Source organism: uncultured Jatrophihabitans sp., from assembly GCF_964244045.1.
GTDB lineage: Bacteria > Actinomycetota > Actinomycetes > Mycobacteriales > Jatrophihabitantaceae > Jatrophihabitans.
Map to the genome: position 1 here is coordinate 1 of NZ_CAXTHK010000005.1, position 22,823 is coordinate 22,823.

Annotated in this window: 24 protein-coding genes, 1 tRNA gene and 1 pseudogene; 14 read left to right on the plus strand and 12 right to left on the minus strand. The window is 69.5% G+C overall.

From position 1 onward, the window contains the following. Nucleotides 1-314: 314 nt before the first annotated feature. The 3 genes and pseudogenes from ACFFC4_RS05620 (at nucleotide 315) to ACFFC4_RS05630 (ending at nucleotide 1,848) form a co-directional block, all read left to right on the plus strand. A complete protein-coding gene (locus ACFFC4_RS05620) occupies nucleotides 315-533 on the plus strand; it encodes a hypothetical protein (protein WP_375498638.1) in 219 nt (72 codons plus the stop codon). 464 nt (nucleotides 534-997) lie between these two features. After that, nucleotides 998-1,323, plus strand: a pseudogene (locus tag ACFFC4_RS05625) (HNH endonuclease family protein); the annotation flags it as partial. 87 nt (nucleotides 1,324-1,410) lie between these two features. Continuing rightward, nucleotides 1,411-1,848, plus strand: a complete 438-nt coding sequence (locus tag ACFFC4_RS05630) for a DUF5313 family protein (protein WP_375498640.1) — start codon at nucleotides 1,411-1,413, stop codon at nucleotides 1,846-1,848. A gap of 6 nt (nucleotides 1,849-1,854) precedes the next feature. On the opposite strand, the gene ACFFC4_RS05635 is transcribed toward ACFFC4_RS05630, so the two are convergent. Genes ACFFC4_RS05635 through ACFFC4_RS05645 form a run of 3 tightly spaced genes read right to left on the minus strand, consistent with a single transcriptional unit; the run spans nucleotide 1,855 to nucleotide 5,210 of the window. After that, nucleotides 1,855-3,399, minus strand: coding sequence for an ATP-dependent DNA ligase (locus ACFFC4_RS05635; protein ID WP_375498642.1), 1,545 nt, complete (start codon nucleotides 3,397-3,399; stop codon nucleotides 1,855-1,857). Next, a complete protein-coding gene (locus ACFFC4_RS05640; RefSeq protein WP_375498644.1) occupies nucleotides 3,393-4,697 on the minus strand; it encodes a M20/M25/M40 family metallo-hydrolase in 1,305 nt (434 codons plus the stop codon). The genes ACFFC4_RS05635 and ACFFC4_RS05640 overlap by 7 nt, the downstream gene beginning before the upstream one ends. Before the next feature lie 42 nt (nucleotides 4,698-4,739). Next, entirely contained in the window at nucleotides 4,740-5,210 is a 471-nt protein-coding gene (locus tag ACFFC4_RS05645) for a hypothetical protein (RefSeq protein WP_375498646.1), read from the minus strand. Between the two features lie 483 nt (nucleotides 5,211-5,693). On the opposite strand from ACFFC4_RS05645, the gene ACFFC4_RS05650 reads away from it, so the two are divergent. The 4 genes from ACFFC4_RS05650 (at nucleotide 5,694) to ACFFC4_RS05665 (ending at nucleotide 8,458) form a co-directional block, all read left to right on the plus strand. Beyond that, nucleotides 5,694-5,778 (plus strand) — tRNA-Leu (locus ACFFC4_RS05650). A gap of 389 nt (nucleotides 5,779-6,167) precedes the next feature. Further along, nucleotides 6,168-6,917: a hypothetical protein gene (locus ACFFC4_RS05655; RefSeq protein ID WP_375498648.1), complete on the plus strand. Its 750-nt coding sequence runs from the start codon at nucleotides 6,168-6,170 to the stop codon at nucleotides 6,915-6,917. A 116-nt stretch (nucleotides 6,918-7,033) separates the two neighbouring features. Then, nucleotides 7,034-7,444: an ATP-binding protein gene (locus tag ACFFC4_RS05660; RefSeq protein WP_375498650.1), complete on the plus strand. Its 411-nt coding sequence runs from the start codon at nucleotides 7,034-7,036 to the stop codon at nucleotides 7,442-7,444. Nucleotides 7,445-7,525: 81 nt separating this feature from the next. Further along, on the plus strand, nucleotides 7,526-8,458 hold the full coding sequence (locus ACFFC4_RS05665; protein ID WP_375498652.1) for a zinc-binding alcohol dehydrogenase family protein: 933 nt from the start codon (nucleotides 7,526-7,528) through the stop codon (nucleotides 8,456-8,458). Nucleotides 8,459-8,482: 24 nt separating this feature from the next. Here the strand turns inward: ACFFC4_RS05665 and ACFFC4_RS05670 are convergent, their stop codons facing one another. Beyond that, complete coding sequence (locus ACFFC4_RS05670) at nucleotides 8,483-9,538, minus strand: aldo/keto reductase (protein WP_375498654.1); 1,056 nt, start codon at nucleotides 9,536-9,538, stop codon at nucleotides 8,483-8,485. Between the two features lie 104 nt (nucleotides 9,539-9,642). Between ACFFC4_RS05670 and ACFFC4_RS05675 the strand changes: the two genes are divergently transcribed. The 3 genes from ACFFC4_RS05675 (at nucleotide 9,643) to ACFFC4_RS05685 (ending at nucleotide 10,894) form a co-directional block, all read left to right on the plus strand. Next, complete coding sequence (locus ACFFC4_RS05675) at nucleotides 9,643-10,080, plus strand: pyridoxamine 5'-phosphate oxidase family protein (protein ID WP_375499002.1); 438 nt, start codon at nucleotides 9,643-9,645, stop codon at nucleotides 10,078-10,080. Between the two features lie 230 nt (nucleotides 10,081-10,310). Further along, a complete protein-coding gene (locus ACFFC4_RS05680) occupies nucleotides 10,311-10,706 on the plus strand; it encodes a gamma-glutamyltransferase (RefSeq protein WP_375498656.1) in 396 nt (131 codons plus the stop codon). Further along, nucleotides 10,703-10,894 carry a hypothetical protein gene (locus ACFFC4_RS05685; protein WP_375498658.1) on the plus strand — a complete coding sequence of 64 codons (192 nt, stop codon included), beginning with the start codon at nucleotides 10,703-10,705 and terminating at the stop codon, nucleotides 10,892-10,894. The genes ACFFC4_RS05680 and ACFFC4_RS05685 overlap by 4 nt, the downstream gene beginning before the upstream one ends. Before the next feature lie 51 nt (nucleotides 10,895-10,945). Here ACFFC4_RS05685 and ACFFC4_RS05690 read toward each other — a convergent pair whose 3' ends face one another. The 4 genes from ACFFC4_RS05690 to ACFFC4_RS05705 all read right to left on the minus strand — a co-directional run bounded on the left by ACFFC4_RS05690 (nucleotide 10,946) and on the right by ACFFC4_RS05705 (nucleotide 14,652). Then, nucleotides 10,946-12,199: a glycosyltransferase gene (locus ACFFC4_RS05690; protein ID WP_375498660.1), complete on the minus strand. Its 1,254-nt coding sequence runs from the start codon at nucleotides 12,197-12,199 to the stop codon at nucleotides 10,946-10,948. After that, nucleotides 12,196-12,777, minus strand: coding sequence for a TetR/AcrR family transcriptional regulator (locus ACFFC4_RS05695; RefSeq protein ID WP_375499004.1), 582 nt, complete (start codon nucleotides 12,775-12,777; stop codon nucleotides 12,196-12,198). The genes ACFFC4_RS05690 and ACFFC4_RS05695 overlap by 4 nt, the downstream gene beginning before the upstream one ends. Nucleotides 12,778-12,841: 64 nt before the next feature. Next, nucleotides 12,842-13,825: a phytanoyl-CoA dioxygenase family protein gene (locus tag ACFFC4_RS05700; protein WP_375498662.1), complete on the minus strand. Its 984-nt coding sequence runs from the start codon at nucleotides 13,823-13,825 to the stop codon at nucleotides 12,842-12,844. Further along, a complete protein-coding gene (locus tag ACFFC4_RS05705) occupies nucleotides 13,816-14,652 on the minus strand; it encodes a class I SAM-dependent methyltransferase (RefSeq protein ID WP_375498664.1) in 837 nt (278 codons plus the stop codon). The genes ACFFC4_RS05700 and ACFFC4_RS05705 overlap by 10 nt, the downstream gene beginning before the upstream one ends. A gap of 127 nt (nucleotides 14,653-14,779) precedes the next feature. Here ACFFC4_RS05705 and ACFFC4_RS05710 point away from each other — a divergent pair, with 127 nt between their 5' ends. Further along, nucleotides 14,780-15,622, plus strand: coding sequence for a class I SAM-dependent methyltransferase (locus ACFFC4_RS05710; protein WP_375498666.1), 843 nt, complete (start codon nucleotides 14,780-14,782; stop codon nucleotides 15,620-15,622). On the opposite strand, the gene ACFFC4_RS05715 is transcribed toward ACFFC4_RS05710, so the two are convergent. From ACFFC4_RS05715 to ACFFC4_RS05725, 3 genes are read right to left on the minus strand one after another with little or no spacing between them, the layout of a single operon-like run. After that, nucleotides 15,619-16,965 carry a cytochrome P450 gene (locus ACFFC4_RS05715; protein WP_375498668.1) on the minus strand — a complete coding sequence of 449 codons (1,347 nt, stop codon included), beginning with the start codon at nucleotides 16,963-16,965 and terminating at the stop codon, nucleotides 15,619-15,621. The genes ACFFC4_RS05710 and ACFFC4_RS05715 overlap by 4 nt on opposite strands. 9 nt (nucleotides 16,966-16,974) lie before the next feature. Continuing rightward, nucleotides 16,975-18,216 (minus strand): threonine synthase, encoded by a 1,242-nt coding sequence (locus tag ACFFC4_RS05720; protein ID WP_375498670.1) that lies wholly within the window; start codon nucleotides 18,214-18,216, stop codon nucleotides 16,975-16,977. Nucleotides 18,217-18,234: 18 nt separating this feature from the next. After that, nucleotides 18,235-19,575, minus strand: coding sequence for a threonine/serine exporter ThrE family protein (locus ACFFC4_RS05725; protein WP_375498672.1), 1,341 nt, complete (start codon nucleotides 19,573-19,575; stop codon nucleotides 18,235-18,237). Between the two features lie 62 nt (nucleotides 19,576-19,637). Between ACFFC4_RS05725 and ACFFC4_RS05730 the strand changes: the two genes are divergently transcribed. Continuing rightward, entirely contained in the window at nucleotides 19,638-21,122 is a 1,485-nt protein-coding gene (locus tag ACFFC4_RS05730; protein ID WP_375498674.1) for a flavin-containing monooxygenase, read from the plus strand. On the opposite strand, the gene ACFFC4_RS05735 is transcribed toward ACFFC4_RS05730, so the two are convergent. Next, nucleotides 21,101-21,739, minus strand: a complete 639-nt coding sequence (locus tag ACFFC4_RS05735) for an HD domain-containing protein (protein ID WP_375499006.1) — start codon at nucleotides 21,737-21,739, stop codon at nucleotides 21,101-21,103. The two genes, ACFFC4_RS05730 and ACFFC4_RS05735, sit on opposite strands and share 22 nt — an antisense overlap. 63 nt (nucleotides 21,740-21,802) lie before the next feature. Between ACFFC4_RS05735 and ACFFC4_RS05740 the strand changes: the two genes are divergently transcribed. Beyond that, a complete protein-coding gene (locus ACFFC4_RS05740) occupies nucleotides 21,803-22,306 on the plus strand; it encodes an SRPBCC family protein (RefSeq protein WP_375498676.1) in 504 nt (167 codons plus the stop codon). A gap of 2 nt (nucleotides 22,307-22,308) precedes the next feature. Then, nucleotides 22,309-22,815 (plus strand): NUDIX domain-containing protein, encoded by a 507-nt coding sequence (locus ACFFC4_RS05745; protein ID WP_375498678.1) that lies wholly within the window; start codon nucleotides 22,309-22,311, stop codon nucleotides 22,813-22,815. Nucleotides 22,816-22,823 lie beyond the last annotated feature (8 nt).

Below are 22,823 nucleotides of genomic sequence, written 5' to 3' on the forward strand. Positions count from 1 at the left end.
AAACCCTCGGCGGAATCACCCCCGCGCAAGCCATGCAGCGCCTACTGTCGAACCCTGAAATGCCCATCGTTGCGACGACCGCCTGAATTCGCCGATCCGCATACGGCACACCGGCAGACAGGCGTGCACCACAATGTCCGCGACCGGGACGGCGCGGCCACCGGTCTTGCTTCGTGCCCCGTTGCTGCTGTGCCCACGGGGCGGGACGTGCAGGTGCGCACCGGGGATGCGGCGGCCGAGCGACGTCGAGTCGGGCAGAAGGTGGGCTGACGCAGGCAGAGGCCGAGCAGCTCGCCAATCCGCATGCCGGTCTCGTGCAGCACGCACCCGATGAACCGGTCACGCTCGCAGGCGCAGTCGGCGATCACCTGGCCGACCTGTGCGGCCGTGAGCACTGCGGGCGGCAGCGGCGCCTCACGCGAGCGCAGCACCCGCGACTGGACTCGGCGGAACTGGCCGTTCTCGCCCGCGTCGAAGCCCTGCGGCAGGTGCGTCAGGTAACGACGCTCGCTCAACCGCCCCGCCACCGCTGAATCCGCGTAGCCAGAGGCCGCCGAAGGAACTCGCACAACGCCGTCAACGCCAGGTCCACCGTCCGACCCGAGCGGACTCCGCCGTTTGGGGTCGAAGTGGACTCCAACGCGATCTTGAACCGGGCGAGCTCATCCAACGATGCCGTTGACCAGTCGTTGCCAGTCGTCTCGCACCACGTCAGATTGGTCGCGACGGCCCGCGTGTAGGCGCATCGTGTTCGGCGACCGGCTCGCGCGCGCAGGTAGAGCACGAACTGCAACGCCTCCGAATGCGGCGTGAGCGTCGCCGTGTCGATGACCACCCACGACCGCGCGTTGGTCTCCGGCGCTATCGGCATCTCCGACCGCCATGGCATAGCCGGAACGTAGGCTCCCGTCGCTCACAAGTGCGGGATAACGGTGAGGCTCGAATCCGGGTCGCTGCCAGACCGCTCGTCACTGCCGAGGTGTTCCGAGTGCGAACAACCCGCAACGACATCCTGCGGCGCGACCTCATCGACGAGACGCTGAAACCAGGCACGTCGGGCTACGTGGTGTTGGTCGGCACCCTGCACGACCCTTACGCCGGCCGCCGATCAGCTTCCGGCGCGGAGTCGCGACGTCCCGCGCCGTGCAAATCGATCACGTCGTCGCGCTCGGCGACGCGGCCAGCTGGCTGCCGCCGAACAGGGCGTACCGGTGCGCGTACGTCGCCCGGCAGATCGCCGTCAAGCAGGCTTACCACCTGTGGGTGACCGGGGCCGAGCGCGATGCCATGGCCCGGGTGCTGACGAGCTGCCCGATCCCGTGACGGTCGCGGACGTCGATCCGGGTATTGAATGGAGTGGCCCAGGCAACCAGTACCGGGCGATCGACACTCGTAGTGGGGGTGAGGTCGATGCGCAAGGACGCGCGTGAGCGCGCGTGGACCGAGGCCGCCCGATCGCTCGACATCGACCCGGTGCTGCGGAAGCGCCCCAACCCGCTGCGCTGGCTGCTGTACGCGTTCTGGGGTCCGCTGCCCGAGCGGTTCCAGATCTGGGTCCTCTATGACGGCACCTGCTCGACGTGGGTGCTGCGTCACGTCAGCCGGTTGCTCATCGTGGCGTCGCTTCCGGTCGCCGCGGTGATCGTATTCCTGCCCGGGCCGCTGCACGTCCGGGTCCTGACCGCGGTCGTGGCCGGTCTCGGCGGGTTCCTGTTCGCGGTCGTGTGGGTCAACGAGGCCACCGACCTGCGCCTGGTGCGCGCGGGCTGGTACGCCGAGGTCGGCCCCGAGCTGCGCAAACGCCGCTCCGAGCTGGCCGAGTGGATCGGGTACGTGCGTCGCCTCTGACCAGAGTCACTCGCCGTGAAGGGCGCGCACGGTGTCGAGGGTGTCGGCTTCGGCGGGCGTCTTGTCGTCGCGGTAGCGCAGAACGCGAGCGAAGCGCAGAGCCACGCCACCGGGATAGCGGGTGGAGGTCTGCACGCCGTCGAAGGCGATCTCGACGACCTGCTCGGGTCGCACGCGCACGACGTAACCATCGGTCGGGCCCTCGGCAAGTTCGAGGAACCGTTTCGTCTGCCAGGCCAGCGTCTCGTCGGTCATGCCCTTGAAGGTCTTGCCGAGCATGACGAAGCCGCCGGTGTCGGGGTCGCGGGCGCCGAGGTGGATGTTGGACAGCGAGCCGGTCCGCCGCCCGGAACCCCACTCGACGGCGAGCACCACGAGGTCGAGGGTGTGCACCGGTTTGACCTTGAGCCAGCCGGCGCCGCGCCGGCCGGCCTCGTAGGGCGCGTCGAGCGACTTGGCCATGACGCCTTCATGGCCGGCAGCAAGCGTTCGGTCGAGGAAGGCTTGCGCCTCGTCGACGTCAGACGTGATCAACCGGTCGACGCGGAACCCGGCGGGGACGATCTCAGCAAGCGCGGCGGAGCGCTGCTCCCCCGGCGCGTCGAGCAGGTCGACGCCGTCGCAGTGCAGGACGTCGAAGTAGAAGACCGACAGCGGCTGGGACGTGCGCGCGGCCGAGCCCGACTCCGTTTTGTGGGCAGCGCTGCGCCCGAAGCGCGAGGCGGTCACCTGGAAGCGGTGCGGCCGACCGTCGGGACGCAGCGCGATGGCCTCGCCGTCGGCGACGAACGACTCGACGGGCAACGCCAGGGTGGCTTCGACGACCTCGGGCAAGCGCGCGGTCACGTCGTCCAGGCTGCGGCTGAAGATGCGCACCTCATCGCCCCGCCGGTGGATCTGCACCCGTGCACCGTCGAGCTTGGCCTCGAAGACGGCCCGACCGCCAAGCCGGGTCAGCGCGTCGCCGACGTCCGTCGCGGTCTGCGCCAGCATCGGGCCGACCGGCCGGCCCACCTGCAGCTGGAACCGCTGCAGGGCAGGCTCGCCCTCGGCCAGGACCGCAGCCGCAACGGCCGGGAGGTCGCCGCCGAGCATCGCGGCCCGGCGCACGGCGGGTTTGGGGACGTCGGCCGCGACCGCCACCGCGTCGGCCATGACGCCCACCGCGGCGCCCTGGCGAAGTTCGCCGCCGAGCAGCCGGCGCAGGAAGACCTGCTCTACCTCGGTGACCGCGCCGAAAATGGTCTCGAGCTGCCCGGCCCGCCTCGCCTTCGAGCCGGCGCCGGCCGTAACTCCGATTTCGGTGAACACAGCGTCAACGTCAGTAACCGTGAGTGACGGTTGCTCAGCTGGTGCCGGCAGCGACCGCAGGGCCGCCCAGCCGACGCCGATCTGGCGCTGTGGCAGTTCGCCGGACAACCAGGACACCACGATCGCCGCCTCACGAGGCTCGGCGCGGCGTAGCACCTCGGCGATGCGCGCCGTCTTGGCCAGCCGCGAGGACGTGGACCCGACGTCGGCCGAGGCGGTGGCGACGTCATGGATCAACAATTCCTGAGCAACCGGTCGAGCACGCGTACACCGAACTGCAGGCCCTCGATCGGCACCCGCTCGTCGATGCCGTGGAACAACGACATGAAGTCCAGGTCCGGCGGCAGCAGCAGCGGTGAGAAGCCGAAACAGCGCATCCCCAACGTCGAGAACGATTTCGCATCGGTGCCGCCGCTCATCAGGTACGGCACCAGCACGCCATCGGGGTCCTCGCCGCGTAGCGCCACGCTCATGGCGTCGACCAGAGCGCCGTCAAAGGACGTCTCGACCGCGATGTCGCTGACCTCGGTGGTGCGTTCGACGTGCTTGCCGAGCAGCTCGTCGATGGTTGCCAGCAGGGCGTCCTCCTGGCCGGGCAGGAAGCGGGTGTCGATGCTGGCCTCGGCGGTCGAGGGGATGACGTTCGTCTTGTAGCCGGCGCTAAGCATCGTCGGGTTCGACGTGTTGCGCACGGTGGCGCCGATCATGCGCGCGGCGCCGCCGAGCAGCGGCAGCCACTCGTCGGGGTTCTCGGGGTCGAGGTCACGTTGCAGCACCTCGCCGATGCCCTTGACGAGCCCGCGGACGCTGTCCGTGATGACGATGGGCCACTCGTAGTTGCCGATGCGCGAAACGGCCTCTGCCAGGTAGGTGACCGCGTTGTCGGGGTGTACGAAGGAGCCGTGTCCCGGTCGCGCCTTGGCCCGCAGCCGCAGCCAGTTGATGCCCTTCTCGGCCGTCTGCACGGCGTAGACGCGGGCCTGCTCGTTGAGCGAGATGCTGTAGCCGCCGACCTCGCTGATGGCCTCGGTGCAGTCGGCGAACAGCTCGGCGTGGTTCTCGACCAGCGGGTGCGCGCCCTGCCGACCACCGGCCTCCTCGTCGGAGACGAAGGCCAGCACGATGTCACGCGACGGCTTGGCCCCGGTGCGCTGCCACTCGCGCACGAGCGCCAGCACCATCGCGTCCATGTCCTTCATGTCGATCGCGCCGCGGCCCCAGACGTAACCGTCCTTGACCTCGCCGCCGAACGGGTCGACGGACCACTCGCTCGCGTCGGCCGGGACGACGTCGAGATGACCGTGGACCAGCAGCGGCGGACGGCTCCTGTCCGCGCCCTCGATCCGGGCGATCGTCGACGCGCGACCCGGCTCGGCCTCGATGATCTGGGATTTGACACCCACCTCATCCAGCTTCTCGGCCACCCACTCGGCCGCCGGACGCTCGGGGTGCGTCGGGTTCGAGGTGTTGATGCGGATCAGGTCGACGAGCAGCTGCGTCACTTCGTCCTGGGCGGTGGGGTGCTGCGCGTCGCTCATGTCGTCCAGTCCTACCAGGCCCGTCGCCCGGCGAACCGGCGGTCAGCCGGATTCGAGCGGTCGGCGCCCCATCGAGGTGACGAGGGCGAGAAAGCCGAGCGCACAGATGACGGTGATCGCGACGATCATCAGCAACGCCCGGCCCGGATGCATCACCGCGTAGACGGCCCGCTGCACCAGCGCTGCGGGCTCCCGGGTCAGGGCCGGCGCGGCAACGACGGTGACCCCTGTTCGGGTCAGACCGGAGCCACCCGCGAGCACGGTCGCGGCGCCCGGCCGACGCGTCGCGATGCCCTGCTGCAGGGTGGTGATCTCGGTCGTGCTCTTGGTGCTGGGCGCCGTCGTCACCGGGGTCCGTGACGGCGGGCCGGCACTCGAGCCGCGGCCTGCGCCGGCCGGCGACGACGTCGCTGCCGTCGTGGCGGGCTGAACGGGCGCCGTCGAGGTCGACGGCTTGCGCGCGCTGCCCACCGAGTGCTGCACCGAACCGCCCACCCCGTTGACGGTTGACACGACAGCGCCGACAGCTGGCGGCGTCGCCGGCAACGGGACTGACGGCTTCCGTAGTGGCGGCAGTGGCAAGGAAGGCAACGGTAGAGAAGGCAACGGTAGAGAAGGCAACGGTAGAGAAGGCAACGGTAGAGTAGGCAGCGGTACGGACGGCAGCGAGACGGTCGGCAGCGTCGTTGACAACGGAACCGACGGCAGCACGGTGACCGCCGGTGGAGGCGGCGGCGTTGGCGTGGCAGCCGCTTGGTGCGGATCGACAAGGAGCAAACCGCTGCCGAGGACGGCGCCCAGCGCGCACCCCAGGGCTGCACGAGAGATGCGCGCAGAGAGCGTCACGGGAACCTCCAGGCCGTACCGGAGTGTGACGAGGCAGCCGCCCCGTCACGATGCCGCTGAGGTTAGCTTCTTGTAAAGTTCGGCGCCACTCGGCGGCGGCGACCATGCAGAACTGCCGTTACTGCGTGAGTTAGAGTTGGCGCCGCACTCGTCCGGGTGGCGGAATGGCAGACGCGCTAGCTTGAGGTGCTAGTGCCCTTTACGGGGCGTGGGGGTTCAAGTCCCCCCTCGGACACGCTGTGTTGAGACAGTCCTAGGGCTCCGGCCCCCGAAACACGGGGCTGGGGCCTGTTGTCAAGGGCAGCAGGATCACCCGGGAGCGGCTCAAGATTCTCCGCCGGTACGCGGTCATCGGCGCTGTCCTCGTTGCGAGGAATGTCCTCAAGAAGCTCTCGGACGTTGGTCCACACCGCGTCCCTCTGCGGATCAACGTCGACCACGCGTGGGCGGCCGGACGTCGGCAGGCCGACGTCGATGCGCTCGGGCTCGCCCCTGTGTCCGAGGTCGCGCGTGCGGGTAGTCCGGCAGCTCTACGGCGACAAGCGCTCGGTGAGACGTAGGGACTTCCCTGATTCGTCAAGGCCTCGGCAACCCCAGCGTCGCAGCGTGGCGACTCATAGAGCTGTGCAGACCGTGGTGGCGAGTGCGACCTGCCTGGCGGTGATGGGGGTTGGGCTGACGAGCGGGGACGCGGCGACGCGGCCATCGGGCTTGGCCAGGCTTTATCACGCCTGCCTGAACAAGCACACCCACGCGTTGACGGACGTGGTCTACAAATCCTCGGCCCGAACGTGTGGCAAGGATGAGCGGGCCGTGACGTGGAACGCGCTGGGCGTCACGGGGGCAACCGGCGCCACCGGCGCCACCGGCCCTGCGGGCCAGGACGGGGCCGACGGCAACGATGGTTCCCAAGGTCCCCAAGGTCCCCAAGGCCCCGAAGACGAGCAGGGGCCGCAGGGGGTCCCCGGCACGAGCATCGTGTACGGCGCGGACGCAGCCGTCGTCCACGTGGACGGCGCGGGCGGGTTCGTCCCCATCATCTCCAAGGCGGTCCCGGCCGTTGTGTACGCCGTCGACGCGAAGATGACGCCGGAGAATGAAAGCTTTGAGGATGACGCGTTCTACACCTGCGAGCTGCGACAGAACGGCCAGGTCGTGGATCAGTCATCCGTCGATCGGCCCGCCGAGGACGGAACGCAGTCACCGGCGCTGCAGGGAATCGTGTCGTTCGCCGGCGGCTCGATTGACATTGTCTGCGAACAGCCTGGAGAGTCCAATGCCTCTGACGTCCAAGACGTGAAGCTCAACGCGATCGAGTCACTTCAAACGCGTGACGGGTTGGAGACGGCTCCGTCTTATGTGACTGTTTGTTAGCAATGCCCCCCGGGTATTCCGCTCCTGAAATCGAGGAGCACGACGATGTACGGCGTGGTTAGGCAGTAGCTGACGCCTCTGAGGGTTTGCGAGTGTGTTGGCACACGAAGCACGTCATGGCCGCCAATATGACCACTCCGGCACGGGCTCGCAGGCTGGCCGGGGCAGAACTGAAGCTGATCCTCACTTCGGATGTCCACGACAACGTCGTCCATGACGTTCTCGTAGTGCTGAGCGAGCTCGTCACCAACGCCGTGCGTGCAGGTTCGGACACGGTCACCGTGACAATGGACCTGCATCGGGACGTGTTGCGGTTAGCGGTGATCGACCGCGCCGAAGGCTGGCCCACGGTGCAGACGGCCGATGCCACGCAAGATCATGGACGCGGGCTGGCCATCGTCAACATGTTGACAGCCGCGTGGGGCGTCAAGTACGCCAGGCCGGGCTGGCTGGGCAAGACCGTGTGGGCCGAGATCGCACTGCAAGACGAACTCACCTCGACGCTCGACTGTCACCACGCCGGCTGAGGCAACCGCCAGGACCGAGCGGTCGTCAGGACTCGGGCGTTGATCTGGAATGACGCCAGCGCGGTTCACGTTCGGACCGGTATGAGTGCTGCTGTGGTTGCCACCGCTTTCGGTGGCCCCGAGGTCCTGTCCGTCATCGACCGTCCCACCGCCGAGCCTGCTGCCGGCCAGGTGCGGGTCGCGGTTCGCGCCGCAGGAATGAACCCCATCGATTGGAAGCTGTTCAGCGGCGCCATGGGTGCCGACGAAAGCACCCTGCCGTGGCCGGTGGGCGCGGAGGCAGCCGGTGTCGTCACCGCAGTCGGCGAGGGCGTCGAGTCGGTAGCGATCGGCGACGAGGTCGCCGTGTACCCCGCAACCGGCGCCTACGCCGCGGAGATCGTGGTTGACGCCGACGCCGTGGTAGCCAAGACCGCGGGTGTGTCGTGGGAGGCGGCGGCTGGCCTGTTGCTCACCGGCGGCACCGCCGTGCAAGCGTTGGAGACGGTGCACGTCGCGGCCGGTGACACGGTGTTGATCCACGGTGCGGCCGGCGGCGTCGGCCTGCTCGCTGTGCAGCTGGCGACAAGCCGCGGTGCGACCGTGATCGCCACCGCCAGTGCGGCTCGGCACGAGCAGCTGCGTGAACTCGGCGCACATCCGATCGTCTACGGCGAGGGTCTGCGCGAACGCATCGAGCAGGCCGCGCCGGACGGCATCGACGCCGCGCTCGACCTGGTGGGCACGGATGAGGCAGTCGACGTCACCCTGCAGGTTCTGCCGGACGTCACCCGCTTCGTGTCTATCGCCGCCTTTGGCCGTGCGGACACCGGCCTCCGACTGATCGGCAGCGGGCCTGGCGCCGACCCGGGCACCGAGATCCGCCAGGGCGCACGAGGTCCGCTGCTCGATGCGGTCGCCGACGGATCCCTGAAACTGACAATCGCTGCGACGTACCCGCTGGCGCAGGCGGGCGACGCCATGCGCGAGCTGATGACCGGGCACACGAACGGCAAGATCATTCTGCTGCCCTGAGCTGCCGCCTCGTCTGGAGCCCGCTTAGGCAAAGCGGCGGCGGCGCAGGAAGGGATCTTGCAACGCCGGCGGGACGTAGCCCTTGTCAAAGTCGGCCAAGGTCGTGCCGGGCGGCACGATGTTGTCGATCTCGTCCAGGACGTCCGAGCTCAAGACAACGTCGGCCGCACCGAGCTGCGAGTCGAGGTGTTCCATCGTTCGCGGGCCGATGATCGGTGCCGTCACCGCCGGGTGCGCCAGCGTGAAGCCCAAGGCGAGGTGGACGAGGCTCAGCCCGGACTTCTCCGCCAGCTCTGCCAATGCATCGGCGGCGTCGAGCTTGGCTTGGTTGCCCGGATCGTCGAGGTTGTAGCGCGCGGGCATCCGATCCGCTCGGTGGGACGCGGGTGCGTCCTGGCCCTTGCGGTACTTGCCCGACAACCAGCCACCGGCCAACGGGCTCCACGGCAGCACTCCTAAGCTGTACTTTTCCGCCACCGGCAGTAGGTCGGCTTCGATACCGCGCGCCAGGATCGAATACGGCGGTTGTTCGGTGACGAAGCGACCGAGAGCGCGGCGCTCACTCGTCCACTGCGCCTCCACCACCTCGTGAGCCGGGAAGGTCGACGAACCGAACGCGCGGATCTTGCCCGCGCGCTGCAGGTCCGTAAGAGCCGACAGGGTCTCCTCGACGTTGGTGTCTTGATCGGGACGGTGCACCTGGTAAAGGTCGATCCAGTCCGTCTGGAGCCGGCGCAGGCTGTTCTCGACCTCCTGGACGATCCAACGGCGCGAGTTGCCCTTCCGGTTCGGATCGCCGCCGGGCTGGCCCATCGGCACGTCCATCGGGCCGTGGAACTTGGTCGCCAGGATGACGTCGTCCCGCCGCCCGCCGGCGAGCGCTTTGCCGACGATCGTCTCGGACTCACCCAGCGAGTAGACGTCCGCGGTGTCGATGAAGTTGATGCCCGCGTCCAGCGCGCGATGAATGATCCCGACCGAAACCTCATGATCGGGCTCACCCCAGGCGCCGAACATCATCGCTCCGAGACAGAGCGGGCTGACCTGCATTCCAGTGCGTCCGAGGCTGCGATAGTCCATGGCCTCGACAGTAGGACCCGGCAGGTCGACGGCACTGCCAGGGCTCACCGGCGCCCAGACAGTCCGAGTGCGACGATGTCGCGGTGGGCGTCGCAACCGAGCCGATGACGTGGCCGTCGATAGCCGAACGGCTCGCCCCGGCTCGCAGCTATTGGCTGAATACGGTGGACCGCGACGGCGGGCCCCATGTCGTGCCGGTTTGGGGAGCGGTGCTCTCCGGTGTCTGGTACAGCTACACCGAACGCAGCACGTCAAGGGCACGCAATCTCGCGGGCGACCCGCGGGTTGCAGTACATCTCGACGATGCAGAAGACGTGCTCATCGTGCACGGCACCTTGGTCGACATCGGCCCGCCCAACGGCCGCAGCGACGTCGTAAAAGCGTTCGCAGCCAAGTACACGCGTCCGGATGATGTGCCCTTCCTGCCCTCATCGGATCCGGCCTTCGACGTTCTCGTTGCCCTTCGACCCACCCGGGCACTTGCTTGGCGCCTGAGCGACTACGAGAACTCACACCGTCGCTGGCGGATCATCCGCACGTAGCGCTCGAGCCGTTGCTCGGATGCGTGTAGATCGTCGACCGACCTGCTCGTCTACACGTAGTAGGAACGGAGCACTGATCCCACAGGAAGGCCTCATCGTGCGCGGTCGCTGCGCTACGGTCCTGGCCACCGGGTTCTCGTGCTCGTCGGCACTGCTTCGGCCGACGCTCACCCGCGGCACCACCCGGCCTTCTCGAAGCAGCCCGTTGCCACGGGTTACCACGGGCCGTGGTGTCCGATACGGCTGAGTCGACCAAGGCGGGCTTGGACATCCTGCGGCGCGGCGGGACGGCGGCGGATGCGGCGGTCGCGGTTGCGTCCACGCTCGGCGTGACCGACCCGTTCGTCGCCGGCATCGGCGGCGGTGGGTACTTCGTCTACTACGACGCCAGGACGCACCGGATCTCGACGATCGATGGACGGGAGACGACGCCGGCCGGCGACACGTCGACGATGTTCATCGATCCGCGCACGGGCCAGCCCTACAGTTCCCCGACCGCGGTGACCAGCGGCAGGTCGGTCGGCGTCCCGGGCACCCTCGCGACCTGGCAGCGCGCGTCGCAACGCAACAGCGCCACGACCCAGGTCGAGCCCGCGTTCCTCAAGAGCCGACAACACCCCGGTTGAAGTCGTACGGGCAGACGTTCGCGATCAGCAACACCTCCCCGCTCGACCCGACGATCACGATCCCACCCACGATCGGCGTCGCGGCCGGCCTCGAGTTCCGCCCGCACGGCCGGGTCATCGCCGCCGGCGAGCCGACCCGGCGAGGCGGGTCCTCGGCCGGGGTGGTCACTCCGGCTCGGCGCCGCTGACGCCGAAGGTCCACGTCCGCATTCCTGCTCGTCGGGAGAGGATCACGCAAGCTAGCTCGGCACGGTCGCTTCTGGACCCGCCGTCCAGGTCGCTGCGAGCTGTTCGATCTCGTCTGCGGCCTTCGGAGCACCACCGGCGGAATTCATCGCCTGCGCGAGCTCGCCTGCACGACCGCTGCGCGCGGTGGCCTCGCGGACCGCGGCTCGCAGCCGCGCAGCAGTGAGCCGCCTCAACGGGAGCCGAACTCCGGCACCACTGACCTCGACCCGCCGGGCGACCTCCAACTGATCACGGCCGAAGGGCACCGCGACAACGGGGACCCCGTGGGAGAGCGCTTTCTGAGTTGCGCCCATACCTCCGTGGGTGATCACGCACGCCGCTCTTGGCAGCAGTGCGGAATGCGGGATCCAGTGCTCGACCCACGCGTTCGCAGGAATGTCGATGCCAGCCGGGTCGCCGGCGGGCAGGGTTGCGATGACGAAGACGTCCTCGTCCTCCAACGCTGTCAGGGTCGTCGCCACCAGGCGCGCGTCGTCTTGAAACTCCGATGACGTCGTCACGAGAACGATCGGTCTGTCGATCTCGGCAAGCCCCGGCGGCGGGTCCGCGGGAGGGTCGTAGGACACCGGACCCACGAGGCGGAATGACGCGGGCCAGTCGACGCGGTGGTACTCAAACGGCTCAGCGGTGAGATAGAGGGTCAGCGGAGGTCTGGTGAACACCTCGCGCGTGTCCCTCAGCTCCGGCACCCCGATCGAGGCGCGGACCGCGTTCAGCGGTGGTCTGATCGTTCGTGCGACGCTCGTGGTGATCAAGCGCCCCAGAACCGCATCACGCAGCCGTCCTTGCCGGTTGCCAGCCGGAGCGAAGCCCGGCCCGAACGGGGGTATTCCCTTTCCGGGGAACGGCGCCGGGTACGGCAGCCAGGACGCCCAGGGCAGGCCGGACGCCTCGGCGACGGCGGCCGCACCCCAGCAGTTCGTATCGATCAGCAGCAGTTCGGGTCGGTCCGACGAGATCGCGGACGCGAGGTCGGACGATTCGAACTCGGAGCGCTTGACGAACGTCGCCGTCGAGCGCTTGACCGCGCCCACCGCGGACCGAGCGGTGAAGTCATCGTGCTCGATCGCCTCGATGCGCGGATCAACGGCGTGCGCGCTGAGACCCAGCGACCGAACCACGTCAACGGAGCCGGCAAGCGTTCGCACCGAAACCAGGTGCCCACGATCGCGAAGCTCGGTCAGGATCGGAATGAGCGGGAACAGGTGCCCGCGCGCCGGTGACGTGTAGCCAAGGATTTTCACGGCAGCACTCCTTCGACCAGTTCACGGATCGCTCGCTCGGTCTGCGCCTTGGACAGGCCGGCCTGTTCGCGAAGCAGGTGCCAGGTGTAGACGTCGCACACCGCCACGAGCTGGGCGTGCAGACGCGCACGATCACGGCCGGCCACCCGCATCAGCCACGGCCGGAACACCCGGGCCACCCAAGCACGGTGGTACGCCCTGCCGAACGCCGTGATCTCGGCGAAGATCGGAACACGGAGCTCCTGGCGTAGGAGCTGAAGCGCGGTCGGACCCTCGAGTTCGTAGTGATCGACGAGATTCGCGATCGCAGCGGGCACATCGCCCGCCGGAGCCGAGTCGCGCGCCGAGACAACGTCCGACTGCCGCAGCCCCACGATCGCCCGGACCAGCCCCTCCTTGGAGCCGAACCGGCGCAGCACCGTCTGGACGGTCACCCCGGCATCAGCCGCGACGTCCTCGAGCCTGACTTCGTCATACGCCTGATCGACGAATCGGACGCCCGCTGCGGCCAGGATTCGGTCACCGGTAGCGGCCGTTGAATCGGCACGGGAACGCATGTCGTAGCTGCGCTCTTTCATGTTAGTCACGCTAACATGAAAGTGACCGAATGGATTTGCTCTGCTCGCGCTGGTCGGACGCGAGTCAGTGCGGGTGAGCGCGCCGCCCTACGACCGGGTTGAGCTCGGTGGCCGCGGGCCCACCGGGGACGGCACCGGGGAGGAACTCCTGCCAGGTACCGCTGATCATCGTGGGGGCGTCGATGACCCGAGCACCGTCGGCGAAGTAGGTGGTGGCCAGGGCGCGGCGGGGTTGGGTGGTGCCGTTGCGGCCCGCGGTGTGGAAGCAGGTGGCGCCGTGGAAGCTGACCTCGCCGACGGCGTACGGGCCGTCCTCGACCGCCACCCGCGCCGCAGCGAAGCGGGCCGAGACCGCCTCGTCATAGCTGGTGCCGACTCGGTCGAACTCGAGGCCGTCGAGCATCGAGCGCAGGTCGGCCCCGCGGGCAAACGACAGTGGACCCATCTCGACCGGGATCGCCGACATCGGCATCCACGCGGTCAGGGCCGACAACGTGGCCAGCGGGAAGTGTTCGGCGTCGTGGTGCCATGGCGTGCGGCCGCAGCCGGGCTCCTTGGACAGCGCGTTGTCGTGATAGATCCGCACATCTGCATGGAGCAGGCCGGCGGCGATCGCACCGAGGCGCGGGGACAGCGCGACCTCGCGCATCAGCGGGTCGTGGCGCCACATCTGCTCGAGCGCGGTGAAGCGGCCGGCGGTGTCGTCGCCGTGCTCGGCTCGCAGCAGCTCGTCGAGCCGCTCGGCCAGGCGCCGCACAACGGCGGGCGTGAGCACCCCGGGCAGCTTGACGAAGGACTGAGCGGCGAAGCGCTGTACGTCGTCTGGACTCAGCTCGTAGGGCTGCGCCAACGCCGCAGCCACTTCCGAGTCCGAAGCGGGCGCGACGTCCGGCAACCCGGGACCGGGCACGAGCGGGGCATCGGCGCCGTTGGCGGCGAGCGTCACGTACCAGTCCCACCACTGCTGGTCGTCGCCCGCCCAATCCTGCTCGAGGGTCCCGGTTCGGTTGGCTTCCGGCAGCAACGGGTTCGACTCGGTCACAGCCATATCAGCATCACCTCGTGCTGGAAGGTGTAGGCGCCGGAGGCATCGCGGCAGCCCGCGAGGTAGTCGCCGAGGACGGGAGCGGCTTCCATCTGATCCAGCGAGACGGCGTCGTCGAACGCGCACCGCTGCAGGAAGCCCTCGGCGACGGCGCGGTCGGCCGTGCCGCTCGTGTACTCGACGGTCTGCGTACGCACGTCCCCCCCGGCCGCCCGCAGCGCGTCGGCAACCTGTTCGGCGCTCGTGTACGGCGTGCGGTCGCGTACCCCGGCACGAAACGCGTCGTAGAAGGCGAGGTAGTGCGACTGAGCCGTCGCCTGCGCGACGAAGCCCAGCCCACCCGGGCGCAGCGCTCGGACGAACTGCTCGGCGCCCTGCGCGAGTTCGGCCGGCGGCAGCGCGTACAGCGCGTGCGTCGCCCATACCACGTCGTATGGTCCGGCATCGGCGGGCAGCTCCTGCAGCGTCACGGCGAATTCGCGAGCCGCTGAGAACGGCGGGCGCAGCTGCGCTCGGGCCTCGGCGATGCTGAACGTCGACGGGTCGAGCAGGTCGTACGATGCCTCGGGCAGTGCAGAGAGATCGGTATAGCGGTCCAACGCCGTCGGGAACTTGCCGGAGCCGCACGCGACGTCCAGCACCCGCCAGCCGTCATGCGTCACCGCACGCAAGACCGTGGGCCAATCCGCGGCCAGCGCGAGCTGGCGGTAGTCCTCGGTGGCCAGCGCGTAGAAGGCCTCCATCTCGGCCCGGCCCGCCTCGCTCCAGTGCGCCAGGCTGCGCGCGGCCGTATCGGCGTCGCCGCCAGGGGTGTCAGTGTCGGTGCTCATGATCGCCTTCCGGCCGTCGCGCACGCTGCAGGAGCAGCCGTACGGATTCGACAGTAGGCCTTAGCTGGACGGTGGGTCCTACTGTCGGTCGAAGGGCCCAACCCACGGGCACCTGCCAGGAGGACGCATGTCCCGCAACGCCGTAGTGCACCATCCGAATGCTTGGGACGACCTGCAAGCCACGCTTGACGACAGCGGCCCGCTCCTCCCCCTCGGTCCTGCCGAGTACGTCGCCGGCCACGCGGTGTTCGAAGCCCATTCCGACCAGCGCCGCCGGCTGATCGACTGGCTCGTCGACTACCTGCAACCTCGCGCGAGCGGTCCGACGCGGCTGCTGTCCATCGGGTGCGGCGACGGCACCGTCGACGTCCAGGTCGCGACCGCCCTGGCGGCGCGCGGGCAGCGCGTCGACTTCGTGGGTGTCGAACCGCACCTGCCGAGTGCCAACGCCTGCACGGCTCGGTTGCGCGCGGTGTCCGGGGTTGACTCGTCCGTACTGCCGTGCGGATTCGCCGTCGCTCGCCCGAAGGGCACCTTCGACGTCGTACTCGCCGTGCACTCGCTCTACTACGTCGACGACTTGGCCGCCGCGCTGTCCCGCGCCTACGCGCTGCTCGCGCCGGGCGGCGTGCTGGTGGTGCTGCATGCCCCGTTGGGTCCGCTGAACCAGCTGGTGCGGCTGCTGGCACCGGGGCCGCGACAGGGCTTCAGTGACGAGGTCCTGCTCGCGCTCACCCGGATCGGCCCACACCCGACGATCACCCGGATCGACGGCCGGCTCGACGTAGCCGAAACCGGCGACGCCGATACGGACCGTCAGTTGCTCGACTTCACCGTCCAGGCCCGGCTGCCGCCGGCGCTGCAACGGGCGGTGCGTGCCGCGCTCGTCGAGCAGGCGCTGCCCGGGCCGGGCACGGTGGTGGCGCACCCCGTCGACGCGCTCGTGCTGGCCGCCGGCAAGAGCGCCTAGACCGCCGCGCGGGCCCGGGGGCCGAGCCGCACCGGCAGCGTGTCGTAGCCGCGCAGGATGCGGGTGTCGCGGCGGCGGGCGCCGGGCAGCGTCTGCAGCTCCGGGTACCTGTCGAACAGGGCACGCAAACCCACCTCGCCCTCCATGCGCGCGAGCGCAGCGCCGAGGCAGTAGTGCCGGCCGGCCGAGAAGGCGACGTGGTCCTTGGCGTTGGCGCGAGTGACGTCGAAGCGGTCGGGGTCGGTGAACACTTCCGGGTCGCGGTTCGCGGCAGCTAGCACCGTGGTGAACACCCGGCCGCGTGGGATCGGTTGTCCGGCAATCACGGTGTCGCGGACCGCGCTGCGTCCGGTCAGCAACACCGGCGGGTCGATGCGCAGCATCTCGTCGACGGCGTTGGGCCACAGGCTCGGGTCGTCGATGAGCAGCTGCAGTTGATCCGGATGCTCGCGCAGCAGCGCGACACCGTTGCCCAGCAGGTTGACCGTCGTCTCGAATCCGGCGGCGAGCACGAGCCCGGCGGTGGCCTTGAGCTCGCGCTCGTCCAGGCCGACGCCGTCCTCGCGCGCGGCTACCAGCTGGCTGAGCAGATCCTCACCCGGCTCGGCACGCAGCCGCTCGAGGTGTTCACCTAGCCAGGTGCTGAACTCGGCGAGTGCGTTCTCGACGCTGCGAAACCGTTGCCAGCTCAACCCGAGGTCGAGACTCGGGGCCGCGGCGGCGCCAAAGCCGAGCACCCGCTCGCGCTCGCCGGCCGGGACGCCGAGGACCTCGGCGATGACGGTGACGGGCAGCAACGTGCAGTACGACTCGACGAGCTCGACGGTGTCACGCCCCTCGAGCGAATCCAGCAGGTCGGCGGCGATAATCTCGGTGCGCGCCCGCAGCTTCTCGACAGCGCGGACACTGAACACCCGCGTGACGAGCTTGCGGTACCGGGTGTGATCGGGCGGCTCGGTGACGAGCAGCGACGGCGGCTCCAGCGGCCCGAGCAAAGTGGGGTCGAGCGCCCACGTGAACAACCGCCCAAGCGGTCCCGCGACCTCGGAGGCATCGAAACCGGCGCGGAAGTCGTTGCTGGCCAACACCTCGCGCACGACCGGCAGCGACGTCGTGACGGACGCGTACTTGCCCGAGTACACCGGGCCGTGCGCGCGGATCTCCTCGAAGACCGGGAACGGGTCGCCGCCGCGGCTGGCTTCCAACAGCCTGCCCTGCAGGTCGCCCTTGCCGGCGGCGCGCTGCAGGACGGTGCGTGGCAACAGGTGGCCGAACGCCCACCGCACGCGCGGCTTGACGTTGCGGTCGATGCGTTGACGGACTGGTGCGGGCGCGGTGACCATCCTGCGAGGTTAGCTGTGACGCCGTGTGGTCGCAGCCCCGTGCGGGATCGCGCCGTCGCGGGCCAGGACGGGGACGTCGACGGGCACGGTGTCGGGGTAGATCAGGCCCGTGCCGGTGTTGAGCACCACGACGTCGTCGTGCTCGCTGAGCCAGCCGGATTCACGCAGCTGGGCCACTGCAGCGAAGCACGCGGCCCCCTCGGGGCACACCCACGTCCCCTCGTCGCGGCCCAGCTGACGCTGCGCCGCGAGCAGTTTGTCGTCGCTCACCGCGATGGCGGTGCCGCCGGTCGCGCGGACGGCGTCAAGGACCAGGAAGTCGCCGAGCGCCTTGGGCACGGTGATACCGAACGCGACGGTGTGCGGGTCCGCCGGCGCGGTGCTCTCGTCGAGGCCGGCCGCGAACGCGTCGACGATGGGTGCGCACCCGTCGGCCTGCACGGCGACCAACCGGGGCAGGTCACCGGTGAGCCACCCGAGCTCGCGCAGTTCGAGCAGCGCCTTGTAGATGGCGATAATGCCGACGCCGCCACCCGTCGGGTAGAGCAGGACGTCCGGGCAGCGCCAGTCGAGCTGCTCGGCGATCTCGAAGCCCATCGTCTTCTTGCCCTCGATGCGGTAGGGCTCCTTGAGCGTGGAGGTGTCCTGGTAACCGCCGCGCTCGGCCACCGCGGCCGCGACGAGCTTGCCTGCGTCACCGATCAGGCCGTCGACCAGATACAGCTCGGCACCGGCAATCACGCACTCGCGTCGGGTGATCACCGGCGCATCGACCGGCATCACGATCAGCGCTTGCAGCCCGGCGCGTGCCGCGTACGCCGCCCACGCCGCGCCCGCATTGCCATTCGTGGGCATGGCGATGCCCCGCACGCCCAGCTCGGCGGCGCGAGAGACGCCGACGGCCGCCCCGCGCGCCTTGAACGCCCCGGTGGGCACCAGGCCCTCGTCCTTCATCCGCAGCGTCGGCACGCCGAGCCGGGCGCCGTGCCGCGGCAGGTCCAGCAGCGGCGTCATCCCCTCGCCGAGCGTGACGACACGCGCAGGGTCCCGGACGGGCAGTAGCTCGTGATAGCGCCAGAGCGTTGGAGGTCGGGTGGCGATGTCGGCCGGCGAGGTCGTGGTGCGCACCGCGTCCAGGTCGTAACGGGCCAGCAGCGGCGCCCCGCGGTCGGACAGCCCCTGCACCACGTCGGCGTCGTAGCGCGACCCGTCCCGCGAGGACTCGAGATGGCTGAGCGCGGAGAAGGCCATGCGTCATGGTCGCACCTGTCAGGACGGACGCTTGCGACGCCGGCGACGCCCGGTGCGCACGCTGAGCGGCCCGACGAGGCGCGGTCCGGACAGCCGGCTCTCGAGGCGCCTGGCCTCGCGCTTGAGCGGTTGGGCGATGTACTGGCCGAGCAGGACGCCCGAACTCAACGCGATGAGGATGGCAGCCGCGTTCGCCAGCGCCAGCAGGCCGTTGCTGTTCCCCGCGCCGAACAGCGCCAGCCCGCGGTAGATCGACAGACCAGGCAGCAGCGGCACGATGGCGGTGGTGACGACCACCAGGGCTGGCACCCTTGCCCTGCCCGAGATCACCCAGCTGACGAGGCCAATGACGACCGCGGCCACCCCGGACGCCCAGTTCGTGCCCACCCGGTGATGTGCCGCGAGGTAGTACACAGTCATGGCGAGCGCGCCGATGAACGCGATCGGCAGGATGGCACGGTACGGCACGTAGGACGCGAACGCGTACGCCGCGGCGGTCAGTGCGCCGCCGAGCGTGAGCATGGGTAATTCGGCGAAGCGCACGGCCCCTGGGTCGAGGGTGCCGAGGCCGATGTTGAGGACCCGCGCGAGCGTCAGCCCACCGCTCACCCCGGCGATCGCACCGGCGGTGGCGATCACCGCCTCGAGGATGCGCGCCCCCGAGGTCAGCGGAAAACCGGTCAGCGCATCCTGCACCGCGCCCAGGAAGCTGACGCCGGCCAGCAGCAGCACGATGCTCGCTGTGATCACCCGGCTGGGCGCGACGTCGAGACCCGTCTTGGCCACACCCGCCGCCAGCAGCGTCGCGAACAGCCCGCCGGCCACTTGCTGGTAGAACACCGGCCAGCGTCGGCTGCTCATCCGGCGCTGGATCAGGTCGACGCCGACCGCTCCGACCAGGGCGATGCCGATCACCACCCAGTCGCCGCCCAGCACCATGCCGACCCCAGCGCCAACGAGGCCCTGGCCGAGCGTCACCGACCACCGCGGGCGGCTGTGCCCCGACGACACGATCTTCTTCAGGCGTATCGACGCCTCATCCCGGGTGACGCGCTCGGCGGCCAGGTCGCGCACCAGCCGGTCGACCTCGGTCAGGTGCCCGAAGTCGACCTGGCGGTAGCGCACCTGCCGCAGTTGGATCAGCGCCGGCTCGTCGACGCGCGCCTGATGGCTCATGGCCAGTTCGGTGAACGTCACGTCCGTACTCGTCCCGCGTAGTCCGCAGGCCTGCGCGACGTTGTCCATCTGCGCCGCGACGTCGGCCGCACCGGCCCCGGAGGACAGCAGCAGCTCGCCGATCCGCAGCGCGAGGTCCATCGTCCGGTAGATCTCGTTGGTCTCGCTCGGTCTCTCGGCCACCGCGCCGATTCTGACGTATGACCGGGTGGTCATATGAAAGGTTCCCGCGTAGGTTCATCGCCATGACGACGGCGTCGAGCGTGCTTATCGTGGGAGCCGGCTTCGGTGGCGTGGCCGCGGCAAAGGAATTGCTCGAGCACGGCTTCGACGTGACGCTGATCGAGGCGGCGAGCGCGATCGGCGGCACCTGGCACCACAACACGTACCCGGGCGCCGCATGCGACGTGCCCAGCCACTTCTACTCGTTCTCGTACGCGCAGCGCGCCGACTGGTCTCGGTTCTGCTCGCCGCAGGCCGAGATCCTGGACTACCTGCAGGGCACGGCGGAGGCGTTCCACATCGCCGACCGGGTCGTGCTCGACACCACGGTCACGTCATGCCGGTGGAACGACGCTTCGGCGACGTGGACGGTCGATGCCGACGGCCCCGGCGGCCCGACGTCGTACACCGCGGACGCCGTGGTCATCGCCACCGGCCAGCTCAACCAGCCGGCGTATCCGCCCATCGGGGGTCGCGACGACTTCGCCGGGCGCGCCTTCCACTCCGCTCGTTGGGACCACGCCTATGACCTGCGCGGCAAGCGCGTCGCGGTGGTCGGCACCGGCGCCAGCGCCGTGCAGTTCGTCCCCGAGATCGCGTCGGAGGTCGTGTCCCTGACCGTCTTCCAGCGCACCGGCAACTGGTTCCTGCCGCGCGAGCACAAGGACTACTCATCGACCGTGCACACGCTGTTCCGGCGGGTGCCGCCACTGCACCGGTTGTTCCGGTTGAGCTTGTTTCTGTACATGGAGTTCCTGACCGCGATGATCCGCCACCCGACGGCGTTGGGTTGGATCGGGCGGTTGGCGTCGGCGCTGTTCATGCGCGGGCAGCTCACCGATCCCGCGGTCCGCCGCAAGGCCTGGCCGGACTACCGGTTCGGGTGCAAGCGGGTGCTGTTCAGCTCGGCGTTCCTGCCCGCGCTGCAGCGCGACAACGTCGAGCTGGTCACCGACGCGATCACGGGGATGACGCCGGCCGGGCCGCGCACGCGGGATGGGCGGGTGCACGAGGTCGACTGCATCATCTACGGCACCGGCTTTCGTACGACCGAGTTCATGTTCCCCATGCAGGTGATCGGCCGCGGCGGCCGCGAGCTGCGCTCGGAGTGGGACGCCGGCGCGACGGCCCACCTCGGCATCTCAGTCAGCGGCTTCCCGTCGCTGTTCCTGATGTACGGCCCGAACACCAACACCTCGGGCGGGTCGATCATCTTCTTCCTCGAGTGCCAGGCGGCCTACCTGCGTCAGGCGCTTGAGCTTGCGCGCGACCGGGGGGCAGCCGTTGATGTGCGGGCCGAGGTCCAGCACGCCGGCGACGTCGAGACCCAGCGCCGCTTCCACGGCACGGCCTGGCTGCAGTGCAACTCCTGGTACCGCAACGAGGCCGGGCGCATCGTCACGAACTGGCCGGGCTACATGCGCGACTACGCCGCCCGCACGCGCACGCTCGACGCCACCGACTACGACCTCGTGCACCCCGTCCGTCAGGACGTGCCGGTCAGTTGACCCAGTTCGGCCGCGACGTTGGCCCGCGCCGCCGCCTCCCATCGCATCCGGCCGGGTTCGGACAGGTACAGCCGCGGCCGGTCGAGCAACCCGGACAGCACGGCCGCCCGTCCAGTACGCCACCCGTCGTCGTCCACTGCGGCGTACTCCGCCCGAACGGCTGAGACGTAGGCCGCGTACGTGTCAGGCGCGCTCGCCAGGATCGCAAGGTCGGCGTCGAGCAGAGCGGTGGCCGGGACGTCGTCGGGATCGGTGTGATGGGTCAGCGTCGTCAGCACCAGCTGCGCGACCCGCTCGACGTGCGCCGCCGCAAGACCGGCCATCCGCAACGCTTCGCGGGCCCACTGCGCGCTGGCCCGTTCGTCATCGCCGGGTCTCGCGTTGTAGACGACGTCGTGCGCGCAGGCGGCGAGCGCGATGACGGCGCGCTGCACGTCGTCCAGGCCGAGCGCGTCCGCCAGCTCAGCGCTGTCGCGCAGGACGGCTATGACGTGCGTAGCCGTGTGGTAGCGGCGGTGGGGTTCGGCGTAGTGGCGCACGAGGTCATCGGCGCTGTCCGCGGCCGGCCCGACCCGGCCGCCTGCGGTCGCGACCGCCGCAACCCACGCCGTCTCCATTGCCTGCATGAGTCCTGCCTACCAGGGCCGGTAGGACACCCCCGGGATGGGAATCCTGACCTGATGAACAAGTTCGCCGCCACCACCGAGTCCACCGCCGTCGTCGCAGCCGAGCGATCGAGGATCTGGGCGGCACTCACCGACCCGGTGCTGCTACCGAAGTTGACGCCGCTGCTCAGGAGAATCGACGCGGATGGCGAGCTGTGGCGCTGGCACATGATGAGCATCTCGGCGCTGGGCGTCAGCATTGCACCGGCGTTCACCGAGCGCATGCACTTCGTCGAAGGCACCGAGATCCGCTACACGCACGAGCCGCCGGCCGGCACCGTCGAACGCACCGGGGCCGAGGGGTGGTACCGCCTGGCCGACGTCGAGGGCGGCACGAACCTGGCGATCACCCTGACCCTGCACGTCGAGCTGCCGCTGCCCCGCAGCGCCGCACCCGCGGTCAGCCGTGTCATGACCGGCACAATGAACCGCACGGGCGAGAAGTTCGCAGCCAACCTGCTGCGTCACCTCGGTATCGACAACTCCGCGACCGGTGAACCCACCCCCGCCGGCCGCTGAGCGTGCCGCCACGACGCAGTGCCGGGCTACTGCTCTACCGCCAAAGCAACGAAGGCGTCGAACTGCTGCTCGCGCACATGGGTGGCCCGCTCTGGGCCAGCAAGGACGACCGCGCGTGGAGCCTGCCCAAGGGCGAGTACCTCGAGACCGAGGATGCCTACGCTGCGGCCCGGCGCGAGTTCGCCGAGGAACTGGGCAGCGAGCCGCCTGCCGGCGAACCACTGGAGCTGGGCGAGGTCCGCCAGACCAGCGGCAAGATCGTCACGGCGTGGGCACTGCCGGGCGACCTCGACGTCAGCACCGTGCGCAGCAACGACTTCGAGCTGGAGTGGCCACCGCGCTCGGGCCGCGTCCAGCGGTTCCCGGAGATCGACCGGGCAGCATGGTTCGTCCCGGACATCGCGCGGGTAAAGCTGATCATCGCGCAGGCCGCGTTCGTCGACCGGCTGGTGCACGCCTTGGCTCCACCATCCCAGTACGGTGTGTCACACGTATCGCCCGCTTCGTAGGAGGACCG

What these genes read in the sequence shown, in the direction of transcription:
- ACFFC4_RS05705 (WP_375498664.1), bottom strand. Translation starts at nt 14,652, where the DNA reads ATGAGCACCGACACTGACACCCCTGGCGGCGACGCCGATACGGCCGCG.
- ACFFC4_RS05660 (WP_375498650.1), top strand. Translation starts at nt 7,034, where the DNA reads ATGGCCGCCAATATGACCACTCCGGCACGGGCTCGCAGGCTGGCCGGG.
- ACFFC4_RS05710 (WP_375498666.1), top strand. Translation starts at nt 14,780, where the DNA reads ATGTCCCGCAACGCCGTAGTGCACCATCCGAATGCTTGGGACGACCTG.
- ACFFC4_RS05640 (WP_375498644.1), bottom strand. Translation starts at nt 4,697, where the DNA reads ATGAGCGACGCGCAGCACCCCACCGCCCAGGACGAAGTGACGCAGCTG.
- ACFFC4_RS05670 (WP_375498654.1), bottom strand. Translation starts at nt 9,538, where the DNA reads ATGGACTATCGCAGCCTCGGACGCACTGGAATGCAGGTCAGCCCGCTC.
- ACFFC4_RS05720 (WP_375498670.1), bottom strand. Translation starts at nt 18,216, where the DNA reads ATGGCCTTCTCCGCGCTCAGCCATCTCGAGTCCTCGCGGGACGGGTCG.
- ACFFC4_RS05675 (WP_375499002.1), top strand. Translation starts at nt 9,643, where the DNA reads ATGACGTGGCCGTCGATAGCCGAACGGCTCGCCCCGGCTCGCAGCTAT.
- ACFFC4_RS05665 (WP_375498652.1), top strand. Translation starts at nt 7,526, where the DNA reads ATGAGTGCTGCTGTGGTTGCCACCGCTTTCGGTGGCCCCGAGGTCCTG.
- ACFFC4_RS05630 (WP_375498640.1), top strand. Translation starts at nt 1,411, where the DNA reads ATGCGCAAGGACGCGCGTGAGCGCGCGTGGACCGAGGCCGCCCGATCG.
- ACFFC4_RS05730 (WP_375498674.1), top strand. Translation starts at nt 19,638, where the DNA reads ATGACGACGGCGTCGAGCGTGCTTATCGTGGGAGCCGGCTTCGGTGGC.
- ACFFC4_RS05695 (WP_375499004.1), bottom strand. Translation starts at nt 12,777, where the DNA reads ATGAAAGAGCGCAGCTACGACATGCGTTCCCGTGCCGATTCAACGGCC.
- ACFFC4_RS05735 (WP_375499006.1), bottom strand. Translation starts at nt 21,739, where the DNA reads ATGGAGACGGCGTGGGTTGCGGCGGTCGCGACCGCAGGCGGCCGGGTC.
- ACFFC4_RS05740 (WP_375498676.1), top strand. Translation starts at nt 21,803, where the DNA reads ATGAACAAGTTCGCCGCCACCACCGAGTCCACCGCCGTCGTCGCAGCC.
- ACFFC4_RS05715 (WP_375498668.1), bottom strand. Translation starts at nt 16,965, where the DNA reads ATGGTCACCGCGCCCGCACCAGTCCGTCAACGCATCGACCGCAACGTC.
- ACFFC4_RS05700 (WP_375498662.1), bottom strand. Translation starts at nt 13,825, where the DNA reads ATGGCTGTGACCGAGTCGAACCCGTTGCTGCCGGAAGCCAACCGAACC.